The following is a 19,874-nucleotide window of genomic DNA, read 5'->3' as shown; positions in this document are numbered from 1 at the left end:
AAGATGAATTACAGAGAGCGAATTTTTCAACAGGAGGGAGCCAGCTTCCCTGGCAAGACATACGTGGAGGCGGTTTTGGAGCCTGCATTTAATGAAGCGAAGCACCATCTGCTGCATCCGATGATGGCGATCAACAAGGCACATTTGATCATGCTTCGTGAACAAGAATTGCTCACAGACGACGAGGCTAAAAGAATTGCTGGTGCACTGTGTGGGATCGAAATGGAAGAGCTGCGCCAATCGCATTACACCGGACAGTTTGAAGATTTGTTCTTTCAGGTAGAGAGCCGTTTGCTGGAACTGGCTCCTGATGTGGCAGGAAATCTGCATCTGGCTCGCAGCCGCAACGACATGGGGATTACGATTTACCGCATGGTGCTGCGTGAAAAATTGTTGGTGACCTTGGCTTCTGCCCTCTATCTGAAAGAGCATTTGCTCCTCTTTGCAAATGAGCATGTGGATACGATCATGATTGGCTACACACATACACAGCAGGCACAGCCGACGACAATGGCGCATTACATCATGGCGGCTACTGACATGCTCAGCCGTGATATCAAACGACTGATCCAGGCCTATCACACAGTCAATCGCTCACCGATGGGGGCAGCGGCCTTGACGACTTCTGGCTTTGCGATCAGCCGGGAGCGGATGCGCGAATTGCTCGGATTTGATGAGTTGGTGGAAAATTCCTATGATGCAGTCTGCGGAGCGGATTATTTAGGGGAAGTAGCGACAGCCGTACAATTGGCAGCTATCAATTTGGGGCGTACGGTTCAAGATATGCTGCTGTGGTGCACACAAGAATTTGCGGGGTTAAAAGTCGCGAGTCCATACGTGCAGATCAGCTCTATCATGCCGCAAAAGCGAAATCCGGTTTCCTTTGAGCATATGCGCTCTCTGTTGTCCAGTGCGGCAGGCAATGCGACGACAGTGCTTACGATGATGCACAATACGCCTTTTGGCGATATCGTGGACACCGAGGATGACATGCAGCCATACGCGTGGCGGAGCATGGGAGTACTCGAGCAGATGTATCGCTTGATGGCGAGCGTTGTGGGTACGATGGAAGTGAACAAGGACGTTCTCTTGGAGCGGGCGAAGGGCAGCTTTGCGACTGTCACTGAGCTGGCGGATACATTGGTGCGCACAGATCAGCTTTCGTTCCGCAAATCTCATCACATCGTGAGTCGTGTGGTAAAAGAAGCGATGAGCGAGCAACTCGCTGCAAACCAAATCAGCTTGGAGCTGGTAAACCGTGCAGCCTTGGAAGTAATCGGGCGGGAGCTGTCGCTCACAGCAGAAGAGCTCAGACTGGCACTTGACCCGGTCCATTTCGTAATGATCCGCAAGCTTCCTGGTGGACCAAACCCAGAGGAAATGAAGCGCATGATCGCTGTTCGCCAAGGGGTTCTCCAGCAGGAAACAGAATGGCTGGCACAGAAAAAACAGGCGATTGCGAATGTGATGAAAGGGTTAGATCAGATGACAGCTGAATGGAGTGTGGGGTAATGGCAGTGGTGCGAATACCTCTTCTGGCAGTGGACGGAGGGGGCACCAAGTGTCTGGCGGTACTGGTGGACCGCTCCAGAAATGAAATCGGTGCAGGCCGCTCCGGTTCATGCAATTATCAAGGGATCGGGGAGGAAGCGGCAGCTCGTGAGTTGGTTGCAGCGATCAGCCAAGCTTTGGACGATGCGGTCGCTCGTCAAACAGTTGCCCCTTTTATGAGCGGCACGTCGACCCCGGATGGACGAATCGAATGGGAAATCGAGTGCGCGGTGTTCGGGATCGCTGGCCTGGATACGGAGTATGATCGACAGGTGATCTCGCGAATGGTGAGCAAGGTGCTGCACCAGCTCGGTATTCGCGTCCAGCAGCTAATTGTGGAAAACGACGGGTTTGCGGCATTGCTCGGTGCGACCGGAGGCAAACCAGGCATTCTGGTCATCGCAGGCACAGGCTCGATTGCCTTCGGTGTAAATGATGATCAGGAAACGGCGAGAGCAGGAGGCTGGGGGCATCGGGTCGGTGACGAGGGCAGCGGCTACTGGATCGGCAAGCAAGCGATTATGGCAGTATTAAAAGCAGCGGATGGCCGCGGCGAGCCGACCGTATTGAAGGAGCTGCTCCTCCCGCACGTTGGACTGGGACGCGTAGATGAATTGTTTAATTGGACGTACAGTGAGCATTATTCCGTCGAGAAGGTAGGAGAGCTGTCGCCGTTGGTCAGTCAAGCGGCACTTGCCGGAGATGAGGTGGCAGCAGCTATCTTGCAGGTCGCAGGCGAAGAGCTTTTCGATGCTGCTCGGGCGGTCATTGATACGTTGCAAATGAAAGCCAAGCCGTTTCAGATGATCATGCAGGGAGGCGTTTTGCAAAACGATGATCGCGTGCGAGAGATCGTCGTAGAGCGCGTCCGAGAGTACGCTTCGCAGGTCGTCATCGAAAAAGCGCAAAACGATCCGATTTACGGTGTCATAGCAAAGGGATTGGCTTATTTAGAACGCCAATCGGGCGGCAAGTGAGGTGCAGATATGAAAAAAGTAATGGTTGTCTTTCCCCATCCGGACGATGAGTCTTTTGCCTGCGGGGGAACGTTGGCAAAGTGCAAGGATGCTGGACACGAAACATGTTATTTGTGCATTACCTCCGGTTGTAAAGGTCGCAGCGGTCCATTCGATATCGATTGCAGAGAAAAGCTGGCAAAGCATCGAGAGCTAGAGCTGAAAACAGCGGCGGAAGTGCTGGGAATCAGTCGTCTCGACTTGTTCCGGTACCCGGATGGTTCCTTGCAAAATGCCGACCTGAACGAGCTGGTGGGCAAGATTCGGGAAGCGATAGAGGAATGGAAGCCCAATGTCGTTGTTACGTTTCCGCCGGACGGGGTAACGGGTCATCCCGATCATATCGTCACGTGTGAGGCGACGACGAGAGCGGTGGAACAAGCGGAAGCGAGCTTGCCTCCGGCAGAATATCCTGATCTGTACTATGTTTCGATCCCACACTACTACGATCATTGCCCGGATCATGGTCCAAAGCCAGCGGTTCCGATCACAGGCAAGGTCGATATTTCAGGCTATCGGACACAAAAAGGAGAGGCGCTGAAGGCTCACCTCAGTCAGGAGTATTCCGTCAACCGCGCTTATCCGGGTGTGATCGATGGGGACTTTGGTGTCATTGGCTGCTATGAGTACTTTACTTTGGTGCGGTCAGCGGGCAAGGCGATCGAGCCGGTTAGTGTGGGTGGGAGTATTCCTGTCATTGAGCTATAGTCTAAAAAGTAGAAAGGGCTGACCAGCATGATTTTCGCTTGTCAGCCTTTTTCATTGGATAGACCATCAGTCGGATTGTTTTACCGTGCTAGAATTGCTTACAATGTGGTCAGAAGCAATTGGAAATCAAAGGGAGAGAAGACATGTCACATAGAGTCTATGTATATAACGTCAGTGAACCTTCTCAAGCACAAGGCAACGACACGATGATGGTGGAATGGGGCTATGAGGTCCCACTACTCTTGCAGCCGCTCTTCATAGAAGGTTGTGTAATCGCCGGAAACAATTACAACAATCATACCGAACCGGACAATTCCGGACTCTTTTACGACGCGCAGGCAGGCATCGAAAACGTGAAGCGATTCTACGATTTCCTGGAGAGACAGGAAGGACTAATCCGTAACGAAGAAGCATTTTTGGAAGCGAGGAATCAGCTTCTGAACTATCTGGAAAAACGAACGCTTCCGTATTTTCACATTGATGCCTGGGACGTATTCAATATGGATGACATCCCTCATGACGAGCAGGCGGAAACTTTGCGGGCAAATATTGCCCATAACAACGAGATCATGACAAAGGCAATGGACAACGATGACATCTCGCTATTGAACTACTCCGAATTGGTGGATGTGAACCCGGGCTTTCGTTCTTTTGCCGAGCTGCTCAATTATGAGGACTACCAATACGGCTGGGGACACATCTGGCAGCCTTATGAAGAACATCCTGATGTAGAGATTTTTGAGGAAGCTGGCTTGTTTGGTCTCAAAGACGCAGAGGGAAACGTATTGCTCGCCCCTCAGTTCGATGCCTTTTACGATTTCGCTTCCGAAGATCTCGCCGTAGTCGCTAGAGATGGCAAATACGGCTATGTACATAAATCCGGGAGAATCGTCATTCCGTTGGAGTGGGAGGACGCCTACGATTTTGAATATGGCTCTGCTGGTGCGATTGTCAAACGAAACAGTCGATATGGTCTGATCAATCTGGAAGGCCAAACGATTGTCCCTACCCACTACGAAGAGTTAGAACTGCTTGATTACCAAGGATTTTACACGGCAAAGAAAGACGGAAAATGGGGCGTTCTGGACGAATCTAGTTCTGTAACGATAGATTTTGAGCACGAAGAGGCTTTCAAGTGTGGGGTCGGCTTTTACCATACGGCGGTCAAAGGCAGGAAAAATCGGAAAATCTTTAACGAATATTGGAAATACGTCGGAGAATTCCCTCTGGCGGCGGTGGAACAGATCGACGAAGGGTTTACCCTCGTCAAACCACACAAGGGTACAAATCATAGCACCTTGTACAAAAAAGACGGCACTGTCGGGGCATCCGGCTTCGATAAACTGAATCGGCAAACCCATTTTCCGAATCTGCTCGTTCTGCGCAAGGGGAAGAAGTACGCCGCTTATGGCAAGCAGCAGGAGAGCCTTTTGTTGTCGTATGAATACGATGAACTGATTGATTTGCAGGTGTATACGGAGGCAGGGCAGGGCAATCAGGTGCTGGCGAAAAAAGATGGGAAGCTAGGCGTTTTTCATGGAGATGCCGATGAACCAGCGTGGTTATTCCCCCTAGACGATTATGAGAATATTTTTTGGCTGCATCAGGATGCGTATGCTTTGAAGAAAAATGGATTATGGAGCATTGCTTTATCGCCGGAAAAGCGATGGAGTGATTTCGAATTCGATCTGGTGGTGAAAAAGGCACTGGTCGAGGGTTTTGCTTATGCCTTCAAGGATCACGACGTTTATTTAGTAAGCGAGTACGGGCTGTCGAGGGCAGATAAAACGCTCGTTCTGGAGGAAGTCGAAGATCGTTATTACAGCTATTATTTTGATGCCGAGGTTCGCAAGCGACTGCTGGTCTATGCCAAAGGAGAGCAATCCGATATTGACAGCGTAGATCAGTACACGCCAGTAGAAACGTTGTACAATCTGGGCATGGAAGCGTATGAAGCAGGTGATTATGAGAAAGCCATTCTGTACGATACGCTTGCTGCTGAAAAGGGCTTTGCCCCATCCATGAACAATCTTGCCCATATGTATTACAATCTGGAAGGCTTCGAGGATGCTGATAAAGCTTTTTACTGGTATGAGTTAGGGGCTGCGGCAGGCAACCACCATGCTATGAACGGATTAGGCTGCTGCTATCGACATGGGATAGGCACGGAGCCTGATGCCGATCAGGCTATGTACTGGATGGGCAAGGCGGCAGAACACGGTCATGCGCTGGCTCACAACAATCTTGGCGCGACCTATTATGAGGGGGAGCTGGTGGCGCAAGATTTGGACAAAGCTCTCTGGCATTATGAACAGGGAGAGTTATTAGGCTCTCCGGTTTTTGATTGGCTTGGCTATTTGCATGATTCAAAAGGGAATTACGAAAAGGCGCTGCATTATTATCAGCAGGATTACGAAGCAGGCAGCGATTTCAGTGCCTATAATTTGGGGATTTTCTACAGTAATGGGTATGGTACAGCCAAAAATATCGACGCCGCCATCACTTATTTTCATGCTGCTTTGGAAAGAGATTACCCGCATGCACATATCGAACTGGCAAGAATTTACCTGAATGAAGCGCAACATGTGGACGAGCTTCTGGCGAAACATCACCTCGAAGAAGCAGAGAAGGCAGGTCTTGATATCCCTGAGGAGCTCACACAATCGTAGAAAAAGCAAAAAGCGGATCGACAGAAAAAGTCGTCGGTCCGCTCCAACTAATAAGCATGCTTAAACAATAGCTTCCACTTCAATTTCAACGAGCAGACGCGGGTCGATCAATGCCTTGACCTCGACCATCGTAGCGACAGGCTGAATCTCGCGGAAAAACTCCCCATGTGCTTTTCCGATCTCTTCCCACTTGCTGATATCCGTAACAAACATCCGCGTTCTGACCACATGAGACAAATCAGCATCTAATTCTTGCAATGCTTTTTCAATCGTTTCCAGAATAAATCTTGTTTGTTCATAGGCATTGCCCACGCCAACGACTTCTCCGTCCTTCATGGCGGTGGTGCCGGCTACTTCAATTCGGTCCCCTATTCGGATTGCGCGGCAATAGCCCACGACAGGCTCCCAAGGTGAACCCGTGAATACTTTCTTTCGATTCATAGTAGAATGTCCCCTCTCATTTCCGCAATAATTGGAATATACTACAAAAAGGAAAGGGAGTGGAGCGGTTTATGGACTTTTTTCTCACCCTTTTTTCCAAGTACAAGTGCTTGATCCACACTGCGTTTGGTCATGAAGAATACATTCGTGTGGCAAATAAGCTAAGTTCTCGTGGCATTCGTTTTCGGACACGCATTCACTCACATGCGCTTCGTCATTTAGGGGGAGACATGGGGATGCTGCCCCAAGAAAAAGACCATAAGCAATATGATATCTATGTTGCGAGAAAAGACGAACACCAAGCACATTCAGCGATACATGCTCGGTGATAGATACCTGTACGAACGCGAATAACCTTCGATATAATGATGGGGATTCGTATGAAAATGGTAAACCGAGGAGGAACCAGTATGTCCGTACTAGAGGCACTCAAAAGCAGAAGAGCCGTGCGTAACTATATTCCAAAAGAAGTAGAAACCGAAAAAATCCAAGCGTTGCTAGATTGTGCAGTGTTAGCTCCGAACGACCGCTTGCGTCAGCCGTGGCATTTTTACGTAATCAGAGGAGAAGCGAAGCTGCGGTTCGAGGCAATCGCGAAGGAATTTTTGCTGGAGCGTTTTCCGACCAAGCCGAATCTCGTGCAGGATTCCTTGGCCGTCCTGGAAAAAACACCGCTCGTCATTGTTGCGACTGCTGATGTGATCCCAGGAGATGAAGCATCCTCAGAGGATAACGAATATGCGGTTTGCTGCGCGATTCACTCGATGTGGCTGGCAGCAAAGGAACTGGGACTGGGCATGGTATGGCGCACGAGAGGAGTCGGCTTGGTTCGCGACGAGCGCTTGCTGCAATTCCTTGGATCGCCTGAAAATAAAAAGGTCGTGGGCACGCTGTTTGTTGGCTATCCTGAGGCAGATGCTCCTGAAACTAGTAGGGTGGCAGCGGAAGAAAAGACGACCTGGCTGTAATGCTCCAGCTGGCTTCTTTGAAAAATACGGAACGGAAAAGAAACCCTAGTTGTTTGCAACTAAGTCCCCTCGCGCACGTATATAGGGGTAAGGTTAGACCGTACATATTGAGAGGAGCTGTTTCAAATGTTTGGAAAGCTTGCGGCAGACGCTCTTGGCTTGAGCAATGTGGGAATCGTGGTAAAACCAGCGGATTACGACAAGGTAGACGCGGATGATTACATCTTGCACGAGGACCATGAGAAAATCTATTTTTTGATCAAATCAAAGTCCGATGAGTACTGCTTCACCAATCTGGGGCTGGTTCATCTGGATGGAACGAGTGCTACCAGCAAAAAACGCATGCTGCGCCGCTATTCCTACCATACACATCCGATCTCTAACGTGTATCTGGAAACAGCCGGAACCGTCGATTTGGATGTAGAAATCAAGTTCACGATGGGCAATGAGCACTACTCGATCGATGTTAACAAAAAGCATTTGGAGGAGCTAAAAGACCTCTACAAAGCCCTTGTGAAGATCGCTTCGATTATGCACGATAACGAAATTGCGCTTCAGCATGCAAAAGAAAGCCTCCACGTCGCCCAAAGCACACTGGGTCGCGTAACTGGCCAGCAAGCGGACGTAGCTTCACAATTCAAGTCGATCAACCAATACACCTTCGATTGGCTGGAGGACATCCGATACAAGTATGTCGTCAAAGATTTTGGTAAAGTCTTTGAAAAATACATTCATAACTAAAAAAGAAGAGCCTCTTTCAAAAGAGGCTCTTTTATATTCAAGCGAAATCTTCGTCAAGCCCCCTACTCTGATGAGTAGTTCAAAACGAGCAATCCAAGCACCTTCCTCCCGACCACTACAGCCCGATGACCAAGCTCTTTCAATCTTTTACTCCTTATGCAAAAGCTTGCCGATCTTGAGCGCCAGCTGGATTTGGAGCAACTCCTCCGAGTTTTTCAAATCCATGTTCAAAATCTCCTTGATCTTCTCGATCCGGTAAATAAACGTATTGCGGTGAATGAACATCGCTTTCGCCGCTTCACTGACGTTTTGATTGTACAGAAAGTAATTGTCCAAGGTCACCATAAGGCTGGTGCCTAACTCTTGATCATGCTCGTACAGTTTCCCGAGACGCTTCAAAAAGAAGTCTTCCAGTTCGATGTCCTTAATGTTGGAACCCAGGAAATGATAGACGGAGTAATCATCAAAATGAGAGACGTCGCCCTTGCTGTTGAACTTTTGCATCAGGCGGATCGCTTCATGTGCTTCGGTAAAGCTCTTATGCAGCGAAGCGATGTTTTTATACTGACGTCCGACCCCAATAAAGAACAAGGTTTTCTTGATTTTATCCACGAGAGCGCTGTACAGCTCATTGGCGAATTGCTTGGCTTCACTTGCAGACACCACAGGACGATGTTCATTTTGTCCGATGAGAATGATGATTCGATTGTTTCGATAAAAGCAGGTCACCTCTCCCGGTGCTTTGCTCGCGTAATCATACACAAGATCCACGCATTTTTTTGCGATCCGGTCCAGCTCGTACTTGCGATCGATTATATCCTCCAAATTTTCCAACTCAACTGGCTCAATATTAATAACCGTACAAAAATACATGTAGCTCGATTGCAGTCCGTGCAAATCACATAAGGTTTGCAGTGAGTCAGCCGAAGTGATTTTACCTGTGAGCAAGTCATCGAAAAAGTCTTGTCTGATCTTTAGCTTCACTTCCTCGATTTCCCTCGCCTTGATCCGCTCCAGCGCCACGATGGTGGATGCCTGTTCCAGCACGATGTAGTCAAATTCAGTCAGCTCCCACACAGTTTGCCAGACGACGATGTATCCGTAGATGTGATTGGCAACGGCAACGGGTAAAATCCTGCATTTAACCTCATAATCCTTCGCCTGGTAGATACGCTTGATAGACTTTTTGATTTGGCTAATATTTTTCGGGACGGATTCCGTGAAGTCACGGGTAAAAACAGGTCTGTTTTTGATCAAGGTCAGGCAGGAGTCAAGCGGAATCGGATTGTGCCAGATTTCCGTGTAATGAAGCAGATGCCAGTCCTGATCCAGAATAAGGATGGGGTTGTTGATCGTCTCAGACAGCTCGGAGGCGATGCGATCCAGTCCGCCACCTTCCAGCGCAATGCGAAACAGGGCATTATGCATGTCCAATGTTTTGCGGTTCAACAAATCATAGCGCCCGGAGGCTTTCTCATTAATAATGGCAATCACTTTCGACAGCGTGTATTCAAAAGGCAGGGCCAAGAGCGGCAGTCCATATTTGTTGGCATGATCAATCATGTTTTGCGGGATTTGATCGAAATAGCGGTGCATCTTGATGCAGAGCCCGGAGCAGTTGATCTCCGCCAGTTCCTTGATGATTTTATTTTGCAGCTCGGGATTGTCCTTGAAAATATATCCGGTGGAGAGCAGTAATTCATTGGAAGACAGCCAGTCAAAAGCATCCGGGTTCTCCATGATATTGACGATGGAGATGACGTTATTGATGCCTTGCTCTCCCGCGATGATTTTGATGCCGTCTATGGATTGAATGGTAAGCAAATCTTTGATGGTCAGCACCCTGTTCACTCCTTTGCCACAAAGGGATTCCTGTAATTGTGCAATGTGCACAAGTGAACCTCGATTTTTTTAGTTTCCATACACAATGACGATTCCATTCACCCTGTCTAAAATAATGATGTAAGTACGGGGGCTTGTCTAATTCTTTTTTAAAAAGCAAGCACTCAGCCAATCTTGGCAGGTTGTTCCATCACGAGATCATGGAGGGCTTACTATGACAGACAAAAGCGTAGTACAAGCATTTCTCGAGGCAGCGGCTGAGGGGAATATCGAGGCACTGAAAAAGCATCTGGAGCAGGGCGTAGATATTAACGCAAGAAACAGACAAAAGCGTACAGCGATTTTGACTGCTGCCATGAACGACAAATTGGAAGCGGTATCGTTTTTGGTAGAAGCGGGTGCAGATGTAGATTTGCAGGATGAGACATGCTTCAACCCGTTCTTGTTCGGTTGCATCAACGGCAAGCTGGAGCTCGTCAAAATGATGATCAAGGCAGGAGCAAATCTGGAGCTGTTGACTCGTTTTGGTGGCGTAGGGATTACACCAGCGTGCGAAAAAGGTCATGTGGACATCGTACGTGAGCTCGTAACGACGACGGACATCAACGTAAACCATACGAACTTTGTAGGTTGGACGCCACTCATCGAAGCGATCATTTTAGGCGATGGCGGTGAAAAGCAACAAACGATCATCAAACTGTTGATTGAGCATGGCTGCAATGTGCACATGGTAGATAAATACGGCGTAACACCGCTTGAGCTTGCGAGAAGAAAAGGCTACACCGAGATCGAGAAAATCTTGCTGGAAGCAGGAGCAAAGTAAAGCGTCCCATGTACATCCAGGCGTTGTCGGGCGATGCTGGTTTCCTTGAGCGTTTGGCACGAGCAAACTTTAGCGGGACCGTACACAGTATTTTTGAGCGCACGATCAATCTGAAATGCAGCGAAAACGGGGAATTGTACACCATTGGCAACCATCAGCTAGACAATGCACCGAACACGCTCATCATTAATGTAAAGGGCTTTTCAGAGCTGGGGCTGTCCGTTAACGCTCCGGTCATTACAAAAGAAGATAGCTCGCTCGTTATGGGAGCGAATATACGAATATGGACTCAGCAAGCAACAAAGTGGGAAGGAGAGCTTCCTTCCTATCCTTGTGACATAGAAGGCGTAGACATATTGCGCAGAAATGTGGCGTTCACGAAGAACTACGTGGACGTATACGGCAAGACGGGGGGCATGAAAATGTCCTCCCAACCTGCCAATCCGTTTGAGAAAGAGATGTCCCGTATGCTGATCCAGCGTGCAGGCATGCTTTCCGACGATCTGGCAAACAAACGCATAGAGTCAGCCACTCAGCATGCGATCAGTCTAATCGGGCTGGGGCCGGGCTTAACGCCATCGGGTGACGATTTTTTAGTGGGATTGTGCAGTGTATACAAAATGCAGAACATTTCCTCTTGTTTGTCATGCCCATTTTTCGATGAAATCGTCCGTTCGTCCCAGGCATTAACGAACGAAATCAGTGCGATCACGCTGAAAAAAGCAGCACATGGACAAGTAAGAGAGTCGTTAAATGACTTACTTTCATGTATGGTGTCTGGCTCCACGGAAGAGCTTGTCCCTGTTTTAGACAAAATCATCGGGATCGGCTCGTCGTCGGGTACGGATATCCTACTTGGCATCCTATGTGGTTTGGAACGAAATCTTGAAGCTGGAGGTAATGTATGTCTACCAAAGTCGTAATCAAGCAAAGCACGTATTTTGACTCGGTATCCCTGATGTCTCTATCTACAAAAGCGAATCAAATTGAAGGTGTCGAACAAGCGGTTATCGCAATGGGCACCGACATGAACAAAGAAGTATTGAAAAACGTTGGTTTGCTCACACCTGAGCTGGAAGCAGCGAAAACGAGCGACTTGATGATCGTGGTGAAGGCAGCGACTGACGAGCTGTGCGAGAGTGCTCTCATCGCCATCGAAGAACTGTTCAAGAAAAAAGGCGGTAGCAAATCCGCAACAGAGATCAAATATTCCACGATTGATTCTGCGGCAGCCAGTATTCCAGAGGCAAACCTCGCTGTCATCTCGGTAAACGGCGCATTTGCGGCGAGAGAAGCAAGAAAAGCACTGGAAAACGATCTGCACGTCATGCTGTTCAGCGACAACGTGAGTATCGAGGAAGAGATCGCCCTCAAGCAATTTGCGCATGAAAAAGGCCTCTTGATGATGGGACCTGACTGCGGTACGGCGATTATCGGCAATGTGGCACTGTGCTTCGGAAACGCTGTGAGAAAAGGCAACATCGGGATCGTAGGTGCATCTGGTACAGGAAGCCAAGAGGTGAGCGTGCGTATTCACGACTTCGGCGGCGGTATCACGCAGCTGATCGGAACAGGCGGTCGCGACCTCTCCGAGCAAGTCGGCGGCATCATGATGCTCGACGGAATCAAAGCACTTGAAGAGGATGAGGCGACAAAGGTCATCGTGCTCATTTCCAAACCGCCAGCACCAAGTGTTCAAGAAAAAGTGTTGGCCCAAGTGAAAAGCTGCAAAAAGCCTGTCGTTGTGTACTTCATTGGTGGAGAAGAAACCGCAGTTCTGGAAGCAGGCGGACATTTTGCCAAGACGAGCAAGGAGGCTGCCATCAAAGCAGTTGTGCTGGCTGGTGCCAACGAAGACGAGCTCAACAAGCGCGCTCTAAACTGGCCGCTGATTGAAGAAGTCCGGGCAAAGCTGTCACCTGAACAAAAATACATTCGGGGGCTGTTCTGCGGCGGTACACTGTGCGACGAAGCCATGTACCTCGCAATGGACAAGTATGAAGACGTATACAGCAACATCCAAAAGAAAGCGGACTACAAGCTGAAAAACATCCATGAGAGCAAGGCTCATACTTTCCTCGACATGGGTGATGACGACTTTACAAATGGCAAGCCGCATCCAATGATCGATCCTTCCACGCGCATCGCGAGATTTTTGGAAGAAGCGAAAGATCCTTCCGTCGGCGTCATTCTGATGGACTTCATCTTGGGCTTCGGTTCCCACGAAGATCCTGTCGGCGTGATGCTGCCAGCGATCATTGAAGCAAAAGCGCAGGCTGCCAAGGAAGGCAGACATCTGGAAATCCTGGGCTATGTGTTGGGTACTGACCTCGATACTCCGAACTTCGATGAGCAAGTGAAAAAGCTGATGGATGCGGGTGTAACGATTGCGAGCAGCAGCACGAACGCAGGTCTTCTGGCTAGAGAATTTGTTGCGAAAGGGGAATAATCATGAGCAAAATCAACGAGCTGTTTAACGGGAAAATTCATGCGATCAACGTAGGGATCGAGTTTTTCAAAGACGATATCATCAAGCAAAATGCGAATGCGTCTCATCTGGATTGGAAGCCACCAGGCGGCGGAAAGCCTGAGCTGATTAAAGCTCTCGACAGACTGGAAAATGCAGCTGTTGCGGAGAAAATCGCGGCGGCAAACAAGCTGGCGGTAGAGCGAATCATCAACTCCCAGCCAATGCTTGTTGGCTTCGACCAAGCGATCAATGTGGTACCAGGCATGACGAAAACCACGATTCTGCACGCAGGTCCGCCTATTACTTGGGACAAAATGTGCGGAGCAATGAAAGGTGCCGTAACCGGAGCAATCGTATTCGAGGGCTTGGCAAAAGACATCGAGGAAGCTGAACAGGTAGCTGCTTCCGGCGCAATCACGTTCTCTCCATGCCACGAACACAACTGCGTAGGCTCCATGGCAGGTGTGACATCCGCTTCAATGTTCATGCATGTGGTGAAAAACAAGACGTATGGCAACATCGCTTACACCAACCTGAGTGAGCAAATGGCTAAAATTTTGCGCATGGGTGCCAACGATGAAAGTGTCATCGCTCGTCTGAACTGGATGCGCGATGTATTGGGACCAATGCTGCGTGATGCGATGAAAATTGCAGGTGAAATCGATCTGCGTCTCATGCTGGCGCAAGCACTGCACATGGGTGATGAATGCCACAACCGCAACAACGCAGGTACGAGCTTGTTGATTCAAGCGCTGACTCCGTACATTTTGGAGACAGATTTCACAAAAGAGCAAAAGCGCGAAGTATTCGAATTCGTAGCGAGCAGCGATTACTTCTCTGGCCCGACATGGATGGCGATGTGCAAATGCGCGCTGGATGCAGCACATGGAATCGAAAACAGCACGATTGTCACCACAATGGCGCGCAATGGGGTAGAGTTCGGTATTCGTGTAAGCGGCATGGCTGGCAACACATGGTTTACTGGACCAGCACAAAAGGTAATTGGTCCGATGTTTGCAGGCTACAAGCCAGAGGATTCCGGCTTGGATATCGGGGACAGTGCGATCACCGAAACATATGGGATCGGTGGCTTCGCGATGGCGGCAGCTCCAGCGATTGTTGCGCTCGTAGGCGGAACGGTTGAAGAAGCGATCGGCTTCTCCACCACGATGAAAGAAATCACCACAGCCGAAAATCCAAACGTCACGATTCCGCTCTTGGACTTTAGCGGAGTACCGACAGGAATCGATATTCGCCAGGTGATCCAGACAGGCATTCTGCCGATTATCAACACCGCCATTGCGCATAAAGATGCAGGCATCGGTATGATCGGTGCGGGTATTACGTATCCGCCGATGGAAGCTTTTGAAAAGGCATTGCTCGCAGTGACGGAAACGATTAGCCAATAGCTTTTCATCCTAGGTGACTCAGCTTTCGCAGCAAAAGAAGGTTGCGAAAGCTGAGTTGAAAGAGGAAGGTGAATGAACATGGGACAGGCAAACGTAAAGGAATCATATGAAGAATTCAAGTCCTATGGATACGCGGACGATATTTTGCCAAAGACTTCCGAAAATCGAGATTGGGGCACCTTTAACTACGTGACCGTATGGATGGGCGCTGTGCACAATCTCATGTCGTACATGACGGTAGCCGGATTCTTTGTCCTCGGATTATCCGTTCCGCAAGTCTTGTGGGCAGTCATGATTGCTGCCTTGATTGTTTCGGCTGGCTATGTGTTGAATGGCTATGCGGGAACGAAGTACGGGATTGGCTATTCGATGCTGTTGCGCAGCTCCTTTGGGGTAAAAGGCTCGGTCATTCCTGCTATATGTCGCGGGCTTATCGCTGGTGTTGTGTTTTTTGGGACAAAAACAATTATTGGCGCCCAATCCTTTAATGTCATTTTTGAGAAAATATTCCCTGGCTATAAGAGTATGGTTCCAGGCTTTGATTTTCTCGGATTAGATTTCCCAACCATGCTGTCTTATGTGATCCTCTGGGTCATTACTGTTGGATTGTTTTTAGGTGGAATGAAAATTCTCAGTCTGTTTAGTAAATGGTCTTCACCGATCATCTATATTTTCATCGTAGGTGCAGCAATTTGGGCGATCAGCGTTGCTGGCGGATTTGGTCCAATCTTTGCTTATGCTCCTGCCAAACCGATGGAGAATTGGCTTGTATTTATCGCGTGTGTAAGTGCTTTGGTATCGAACTGGGGTGGCCCGATTGTCAATATCGCAGACCTTACGCAAAGGGCAAAACACCCGAAAGCTCCGATGATTGGTCTGCCGCTTGGAATGATTGCATCCTACATCTTGTTTGGAATTACGTGTGTAGGATTGTTGGTTGGGACGCAAATCGCGTTTGGCATCAAAGACTTTAATGTAGTCGTTGCCATTGATCAAATTGGGAATCCGGTTGCCGTCATTATTTTGTTGCTGGCACTGAATATAGGTTCGACGAGCTATGTTGTGTTTGGGAATTTGCTTCCATCTGGACTGCAAATGACAGCGCTTCTTCCGAAAATGTTTACAGTGAAATCAGCGGCTATCTTGACAGCTGTATTGGGGACTGTCATTTTACCTTGGAAGCTGGTAAATGGTACGGCTGCACTGTATATGTTCTATAGCTTTATCGGCTCCATGTACGGTCCAATTACGGGGATCATGCTGGTCAGTTTCTTCATTGAAAGAAAGAGAAAGCTGGATTTATCTGCGATCTACGTAAAACCGGGTGAAAATGGAGAATTCAAGAACGGCTTTAATATGGTGGCATGCGGCGTATTGATCGTCAGCTTCTTGATTACGTTATCCGGCTCTTTCTTGCCAAATGTGCCACTATTGGCAAACATCAGCAAGTCAGCATTCCTTAGCGGGTCGATCATATCCGGCGTTTTATACGCGCTGTGCTATAAATGGAATAAACCAAGCACGATCACGCAGAGTGAAACAACTGCAAAAGTATCTTAACAAAGGGAGAAGTGCCCAGTGGAAAAACTCGTTATTGTTGCAATCGGCGGCAACTCATTGGTTAAGGATAATGGTCGAAACACGATTCAAGACCAGTATGAAGCCGTATGTGAAACCGCAGCAAATATAGCAGATATGGTGCAAGAAGGGTACAACGTAGTCGTTACTCATGGCAACGGACCGCAGGTTGGATTTGCTTTGCAACGATGCGAAATCGCCAATGAAGTGTCCGGGATGCCTACGATCCCGCTGGTCAATTGCGTGGCGGATACACAGGGCGGAATCGGCTACCAAATCCAGCAGGCACTCACCAACGAATTCGCCAAAAGAGGAATCAACAAAAAGGTTGCGAGCGTCATCACACAGGTAGAGGTCAGCAAGGATGATCCGAACTTCCAAAATCCAACGAAGCCAGTCGGCTCCTTCTTCACGCTGGAGCAGGCGGAAGAGATGCGCAAAGAGCATCCGGACTGGGTATTTATCGAGGATTCTGGTCGCGGCTACAGAAGAGTGGTTCCTTCTCCAAAGCCAATCGACATCGTGGAAAAAGACGCAATTAAATCGTTGATCGAAGCGGGATATGTGGTAGTCGCTGTTGGCGGAGGCGGTATTCCGGTTGTGAAATCGGGCGAAAATACGTACGATGGGATTGATGCTGTCATCGACAAGGATTTTGCCACCAGCTTGCTGGCTGAGCAAATCGATGCACAGACACTGATCATTACGACAGGTGTTCCGCAGGTATGCATTAACTTCGGCAAGCCGGATCAAAAGGCGCTGGAGCGCATCACGGTAGAGGAAACGAAGCAATACGTTCGTGAAGAGCATTTCGCAAAAGGCAGCATGCTGCCAAAAATCGAGGCAAGCCTGAGCTTTTTGGAGAAAAACGGGTCAAGCGTGATCATTACGAACCCGGAGAGCTTAAAGGATGCGATTACGAACAAAGCAGGGACACACATCGTAAAATAAAGGCCTCTTGAGGGAGGAAGCAAGTCTATGGATTACATGAAGCTGGCAGTGGAAAAAACGCTGGAAGGCATGAACAACAAGCTCGGCGGACCTTTTGGAGCGGCTGTCGTGAAAGGGAACGAAATCATCGCCGTATGCAGTAATCGCATGATGGCAGATATGGACCCGTCCCAGCACGCAGAGATGGTAGCCATTCGCGAAGCGTGCAAGACGCTGGGCACGATGGACCTGACAGGCTGCGAAATTTATGCGACATGCGAGCCTTGCCCGATGTGCGTGGGCGCTATCATTTGGTCCGGGATCAAGGTTGTTCATTACTGCTCAACTGCGGAGGATGCGCATGAGAACGGTTTTTCGGATAAGCATCTTCGCGACTATTTTTCCGGTAAGGATAAGAGCGTTTTGAACATGATCAAGGTGGAGAAGCGTGAGGATTGCGATCAGTTGTTTACGTACTATCACAAGCTGAACCAAGCATAGAAAGTAACTGAATAGCAGATAAGAAACACGGATGTAAGGGCCTTAAAAGGGCCTCAGACTGTAGAGAAACCCCCATCCTAAATTTCGCGGATTGGCAGAAAGAATTTGACCTTCTAGAATCGCTCCTAACTCGTTTTACGAGGGTGAGGAGGCATATTTGTACCCTCTAAAATCAAGCTAAAAGTATCCTTTTTTCGGAAGGGGACTTTCTCTACACTCTGAACCTCTATCTATTTTGGATAGGGGTTTTTTTGCGTGTTCAAGAACATGACGAATTGGTAAAGATTCCAATGATAGTAATTTGCAAATAATTTGTATTAATGGTAATATTTTACTTATGTAAACCATTAAAATTAGGAGGTTACTTAGGTATGAAATTCTTGAAATCTGTTGTAGCAACCCTGATTTTATGCACTACACTTTCTACAGTAGCGTATGATGCTTCTGCAAGTACGATTAATCAAACTGGAACTTCGAGTGGGCAAAATGAATTTGCAGCACAAGCTCTTGTGGCCTTTCAATTCGAGGATGTAAACCGAGAGTTTGATACTAACAAATGGTTTAAAGTACCATCAAAGAAAGAACTAAAACTTACTGTTGTTCAATGGTCAGAAGCTAGTGATTGGATAAATAAGCCAGTTTTAAATTATGTACTTGTAGATGCTAATAATGAAACAGTAGGGTCGCAAGAAGTTGAGGGGACTTACAAAAACCAGAACCATACTGTATCATTTGGTACTGTAAAGGAAGGCTACTACAAATTTGTACTAAGAAATCCTGATTCATCAGTTCCAGTTTCAGGCAATGCATATGCTGAGTAAAAGTCTAATTACTGTGAAAATGGCTTCCATTAGCTCGGTAGGGCCATAACAGGTACGCAATTCATTAGAACGTCAACCGTGTTAGACTACAAAGTGGCCTCTGAAAAGGGGCTATTTTTATTTTGCTAGGTGAAAAGCTAAATTTTGGGCTTCTGTAGATGTACTTTCGGGGTACCGTAGTCAACTAAACTGTGGGACACACAGGGATAGCTTGGTGATTTTCACTCCGTTAGGAGTGACTACCAGTATTAATAACGGTATTTCTTGCATCTACTACATCAGCCTTGATTGCATCGTACTTTTCTTTCTTTTCCTCTGTCGTCATATTCCCATTTAGCAATAAATCGAGTGCCTGGTCACTATTTGCCTCATATGTGAAAACCGCACCTTTTACTATACGAGAAAAGTCCTTCGTAGAAGTCTCCTGTTGTTGAACAGGAGAATTAGTTTTGTCTTGTTGGACTGAAACTAGTTGAGAATTATTGGTCACCTGTTGCTCCTCTTCAGGTTGAAGCCTGAGCCCCCAAAAAATAACTCCGATGCCCAATATTATGGCGGTTATACTTACTTTTTTCAATTTTAAACCTCCCGCGATAACGATCAAATGGATATGATACTTGTATTCCCTTACTTTACGACGTACTAATGTAACCGCTTAGTAAGTGGCTCTAAACTATTACTATAGCAGAAAAAACTGGAAATAGGCATGTCAAGTGGAATCGCGTTTGTTAATGCCTAACAATTTTAGTCTTGGTAGGATCAAATTGAACAAACGAAAGAATAAGGGGATTGGGCCTAGTGAAGATTACAGTGGAGATGAGTAAAGGTGTTCTGTGAAAATATAGTTTTCTTAGTTTTCTTAGTTCTTAAGTCTAAAAGCTAAAGACTACATGCTGAATACGTATGAGCTTTATTTCGTAGCTGGATATTCATTTTTTGTTGAGTGAGTGGACTTACTGTGGTTAAATAACCATGAGCCAGTTTTACCCCTGTCTATAACGTGAAGACCGCTTAGGTACTTCTGAATATAGTTTGCGGAAAACTGGTTCCTCATTGTCTATTTGCAGGAACTTAAGGGAAGCCAACTGTTATGGGCATGAAGCCAGCTTATTCCTTGGACTTCTATTATAGAATTGGGGCACTCCAGCTTTAACGGCACTGCACAATATCTTCGTATTGAGAACTTGCCAAGGTGCAAGTTTTTTTATTTTTCAAAATTAAAGAACCTTATAGAAGGATAATTTATCCAACATATCGAAAGAACCTTATAGAAGACTATTGCAGTAACCTCTTGAAATATTTGGGGCATTAATGACCTCTTTGTACAATGTGGGTACGCTGCACTATCGTTAATCCTGACATGCTACATTGGGCCCTTTGGAGCTCTAAAGAAAACTTGGATTGAT

Annotated in this window: 17 protein-coding genes; 14 read left to right on the top strand and 3 right to left on the bottom strand. The window is 47.7% G+C overall.

Annotated elements, in window-relative coordinates; translation table 11 throughout:
- The first annotated feature begins 3 nt into the window (after positions 1-3).
- The 4 genes from argH (at position 4) to FO446_RS22100 (ending at position 5,944) form a co-directional block, all read left to right on the top strand.
- Positions 4-1,512: an argininosuccinate lyase gene (gene argH / locus FO446_RS22115; protein WP_173612016.1), complete on the top strand. Its 1,509-nt coding sequence runs from the start codon at positions 4-6 to the stop codon at positions 1,510-1,512.
- Positions 1,512-2,528, top strand: a complete 1,017-nt coding sequence (locus FO446_RS22110; protein ID WP_237899065.1) for an N-acetylglucosamine kinase — start codon at positions 1,512-1,514, stop codon at positions 2,526-2,528. The genes argH and FO446_RS22110 overlap by 1 nt, the downstream gene beginning before the upstream one ends.
- Positions 2,529-2,537: 9 nt before the next feature.
- Positions 2,538-3,275, top strand: a complete 738-nt coding sequence (locus tag FO446_RS22105) for a PIG-L deacetylase family protein (protein WP_221869208.1) — start codon at positions 2,538-2,540, stop codon at positions 3,273-3,275.
- Between the two features lie 143 nt (positions 3,276-3,418).
- Complete coding sequence (locus FO446_RS22100; protein ID WP_237899064.1) at positions 3,419-5,944, top strand: SEL1-like repeat protein; 2,526 nt, start codon at positions 3,419-3,421, stop codon at positions 5,942-5,944.
- Between the two features lie 60 nt (positions 5,945-6,004).
- Here the strand turns inward: FO446_RS22100 and FO446_RS22095 are convergent, their stop codons facing one another.
- On the bottom strand, positions 6,005-6,385 hold the full coding sequence (locus FO446_RS22095; protein ID WP_173612012.1) for a RidA family protein: 381 nt from the start codon (positions 6,383-6,385) through the stop codon (positions 6,005-6,007).
- A gap of 410 nt (positions 6,386-6,795) precedes the next feature.
- On the opposite strand from FO446_RS22095, the gene FO446_RS22090 reads away from it, so the two are divergent.
- The gene (locus tag FO446_RS22090) at positions 6,796-7,353 is read left to right on the top strand and encodes a nitroreductase family protein (protein WP_173612009.1); all 558 of its coding nucleotides are present in this window, start codon (positions 6,796-6,798) and stop codon (positions 7,351-7,353) included.
- Positions 7,354-7,479: 126 nt separating this feature from the next.
- Positions 7,480-8,094, top strand: a complete 615-nt coding sequence (locus tag FO446_RS22085; protein ID WP_173612008.1) for a PH domain-containing protein — start codon at positions 7,480-7,482, stop codon at positions 8,092-8,094.
- Between the two features lie 147 nt (positions 8,095-8,241).
- On the opposite strand, the gene FO446_RS22080 is transcribed toward FO446_RS22085, so the two are convergent.
- On the bottom strand, positions 8,242-9,936 hold the full coding sequence (locus FO446_RS22080; RefSeq protein WP_173612007.1) for a PucR family transcriptional regulator: 1,695 nt from the start codon (positions 9,934-9,936) through the stop codon (positions 8,242-8,244).
- Positions 9,937-10,150: 214 nt separating this feature from the next.
- Between FO446_RS22080 and FO446_RS22075 the strand changes: the two genes are divergently transcribed.
- The 8 genes from FO446_RS22075 to FO446_RS22040 all read left to right on the top strand — a co-directional run bounded on the left by FO446_RS22075 (position 10,151) and on the right by FO446_RS22040 (position 18,468).
- Positions 10,151-10,759: an ankyrin repeat domain-containing protein gene (locus FO446_RS22075; RefSeq protein WP_237899063.1), complete on the top strand. Its 609-nt coding sequence runs from the start codon at positions 10,151-10,153 to the stop codon at positions 10,757-10,759.
- Positions 10,760-10,767: 8 nt separating this feature from the next.
- Entirely contained in the window at positions 10,768-11,682 is a 915-nt protein-coding gene (locus FO446_RS22070) for an oxamate carbamoyltransferase subunit AllH family protein (protein ID WP_237899062.1), read from the top strand.
- Positions 11,664-13,208, top strand: a complete 1,545-nt coding sequence (fdrA, locus tag FO446_RS22065) for an acyl-CoA synthetase FdrA (RefSeq protein ID WP_173612005.1) — start codon at positions 11,664-11,666, stop codon at positions 13,206-13,208. Before FO446_RS22070 ends, fdrA begins: the two co-directional genes overlap by 19 nt.
- A gap of 2 nt (positions 13,209-13,210) precedes the next feature.
- On the top strand, positions 13,211-14,638 hold the full coding sequence (locus tag FO446_RS22060) for a YlbE family protein (protein ID WP_173612004.1): 1,428 nt from the start codon (positions 13,211-13,213) through the stop codon (positions 14,636-14,638).
- 78 nt (positions 14,639-14,716) lie between these two features.
- Positions 14,717-16,198, top strand: coding sequence for a cytosine permease (locus tag FO446_RS22055; RefSeq protein ID WP_237901083.1), 1,482 nt, complete (start codon positions 14,717-14,719; stop codon positions 16,196-16,198).
- Positions 16,199-16,216: 18 nt separating this feature from the next.
- Complete coding sequence (gene arcC / locus FO446_RS22050; protein WP_173612003.1) at positions 16,217-17,167, top strand: carbamate kinase; 951 nt, start codon at positions 16,217-16,219, stop codon at positions 17,165-17,167.
- A gap of 27 nt (positions 17,168-17,194) precedes the next feature.
- The gene (locus FO446_RS22045) at positions 17,195-17,647 is read left to right on the top strand and encodes a nucleoside deaminase (RefSeq protein WP_173612002.1); all 453 of its coding nucleotides are present in this window, start codon (positions 17,195-17,197) and stop codon (positions 17,645-17,647) included.
- Positions 17,648-18,018: 371 nt separating this feature from the next.
- Positions 18,019-18,468: a hypothetical protein gene (locus FO446_RS22040; RefSeq protein WP_173612001.1), complete on the top strand. Its 450-nt coding sequence runs from the start codon at positions 18,019-18,021 to the stop codon at positions 18,466-18,468.
- Positions 18,469-18,697: 229 nt separating this feature from the next.
- On the opposite strand, the gene FO446_RS22035 is transcribed toward FO446_RS22040, so the two are convergent.
- Positions 18,698-19,045, bottom strand: coding sequence for a hypothetical protein (locus FO446_RS22035; RefSeq protein WP_173612000.1), 348 nt, complete (start codon positions 19,043-19,045; stop codon positions 18,698-18,700).
- Between the last annotated feature and the right edge of the window lie 829 nt (positions 19,046-19,874).

This window comes from Brevibacillus brevis (assembly GCF_022026395.1).
In the GTDB taxonomy this organism is placed as follows: Bacteria; Bacillota; Bacilli; order Brevibacillales; family Brevibacillaceae; genus Brevibacillus.
This window is presented reverse-complemented; position numbering and strand designations above follow the sequence as displayed.

Excerpts from the sequence above, each read along its gene's own strand:
- FO446_RS22105 (WP_221869208.1), top strand. The coding sequence starts at position 2,538 with ATGAAAAAAGTAATGGTTGTCTTTCCCCATCCGGACGATGAGTCTTTT.
- FO446_RS22095 (WP_173612012.1), bottom strand. The coding sequence starts at position 6,385 with ATGAATCGAAAGAAAGTATTCACGGGTTCACCTTGGGAGCCTGTCGTG.
- FO446_RS22070 (WP_237899062.1), top strand. The coding sequence starts at position 10,768 with ATGTACATCCAGGCGTTGTCGGGCGATGCTGGTTTCCTTGAGCGTTTG.
- FO446_RS22075 (WP_237899063.1), top strand. The coding sequence starts at position 10,151 with ATGACAGACAAAAGCGTAGTACAAGCATTTCTCGAGGCAGCGGCTGAG.
- FO446_RS22090 (WP_173612009.1), top strand. The coding sequence starts at position 6,796 with ATGTCCGTACTAGAGGCACTCAAAAGCAGAAGAGCCGTGCGTAACTAT.
- fdrA (WP_173612005.1), top strand. The coding sequence starts at position 11,664 with ATGTCTACCAAAGTCGTAATCAAGCAAAGCACGTATTTTGACTCGGTA.
- FO446_RS22055 (WP_237901083.1), top strand. The coding sequence starts at position 14,717 with ATGGGACAGGCAAACGTAAAGGAATCATATGAAGAATTCAAGTCCTAT.
- FO446_RS22085 (WP_173612008.1), top strand. The coding sequence starts at position 7,480 with ATGTTTGGAAAGCTTGCGGCAGACGCTCTTGGCTTGAGCAATGTGGGA.
- argH (WP_173612016.1), top strand. The coding sequence starts at position 4 with ATGAATTACAGAGAGCGAATTTTTCAACAGGAGGGAGCCAGCTTCCCT.
- FO446_RS22100 (WP_237899064.1), top strand. The coding sequence starts at position 3,419 with ATGTCACATAGAGTCTATGTATATAACGTCAGTGAACCTTCTCAAGCA.
- FO446_RS22040 (WP_173612001.1), top strand. The coding sequence starts at position 18,019 with ATGAAATTCTTGAAATCTGTTGTAGCAACCCTGATTTTATGCACTACA.
- FO446_RS22060 (WP_173612004.1), top strand. The coding sequence starts at position 13,211 with ATGAGCAAAATCAACGAGCTGTTTAACGGGAAAATTCATGCGATCAAC.
- FO446_RS22045 (WP_173612002.1), top strand. The coding sequence starts at position 17,195 with ATGGATTACATGAAGCTGGCAGTGGAAAAAACGCTGGAAGGCATGAAC.
- FO446_RS22110 (WP_237899065.1), top strand. The coding sequence starts at position 1,512 with ATGGCAGTGGTGCGAATACCTCTTCTGGCAGTGGACGGAGGGGGCACC.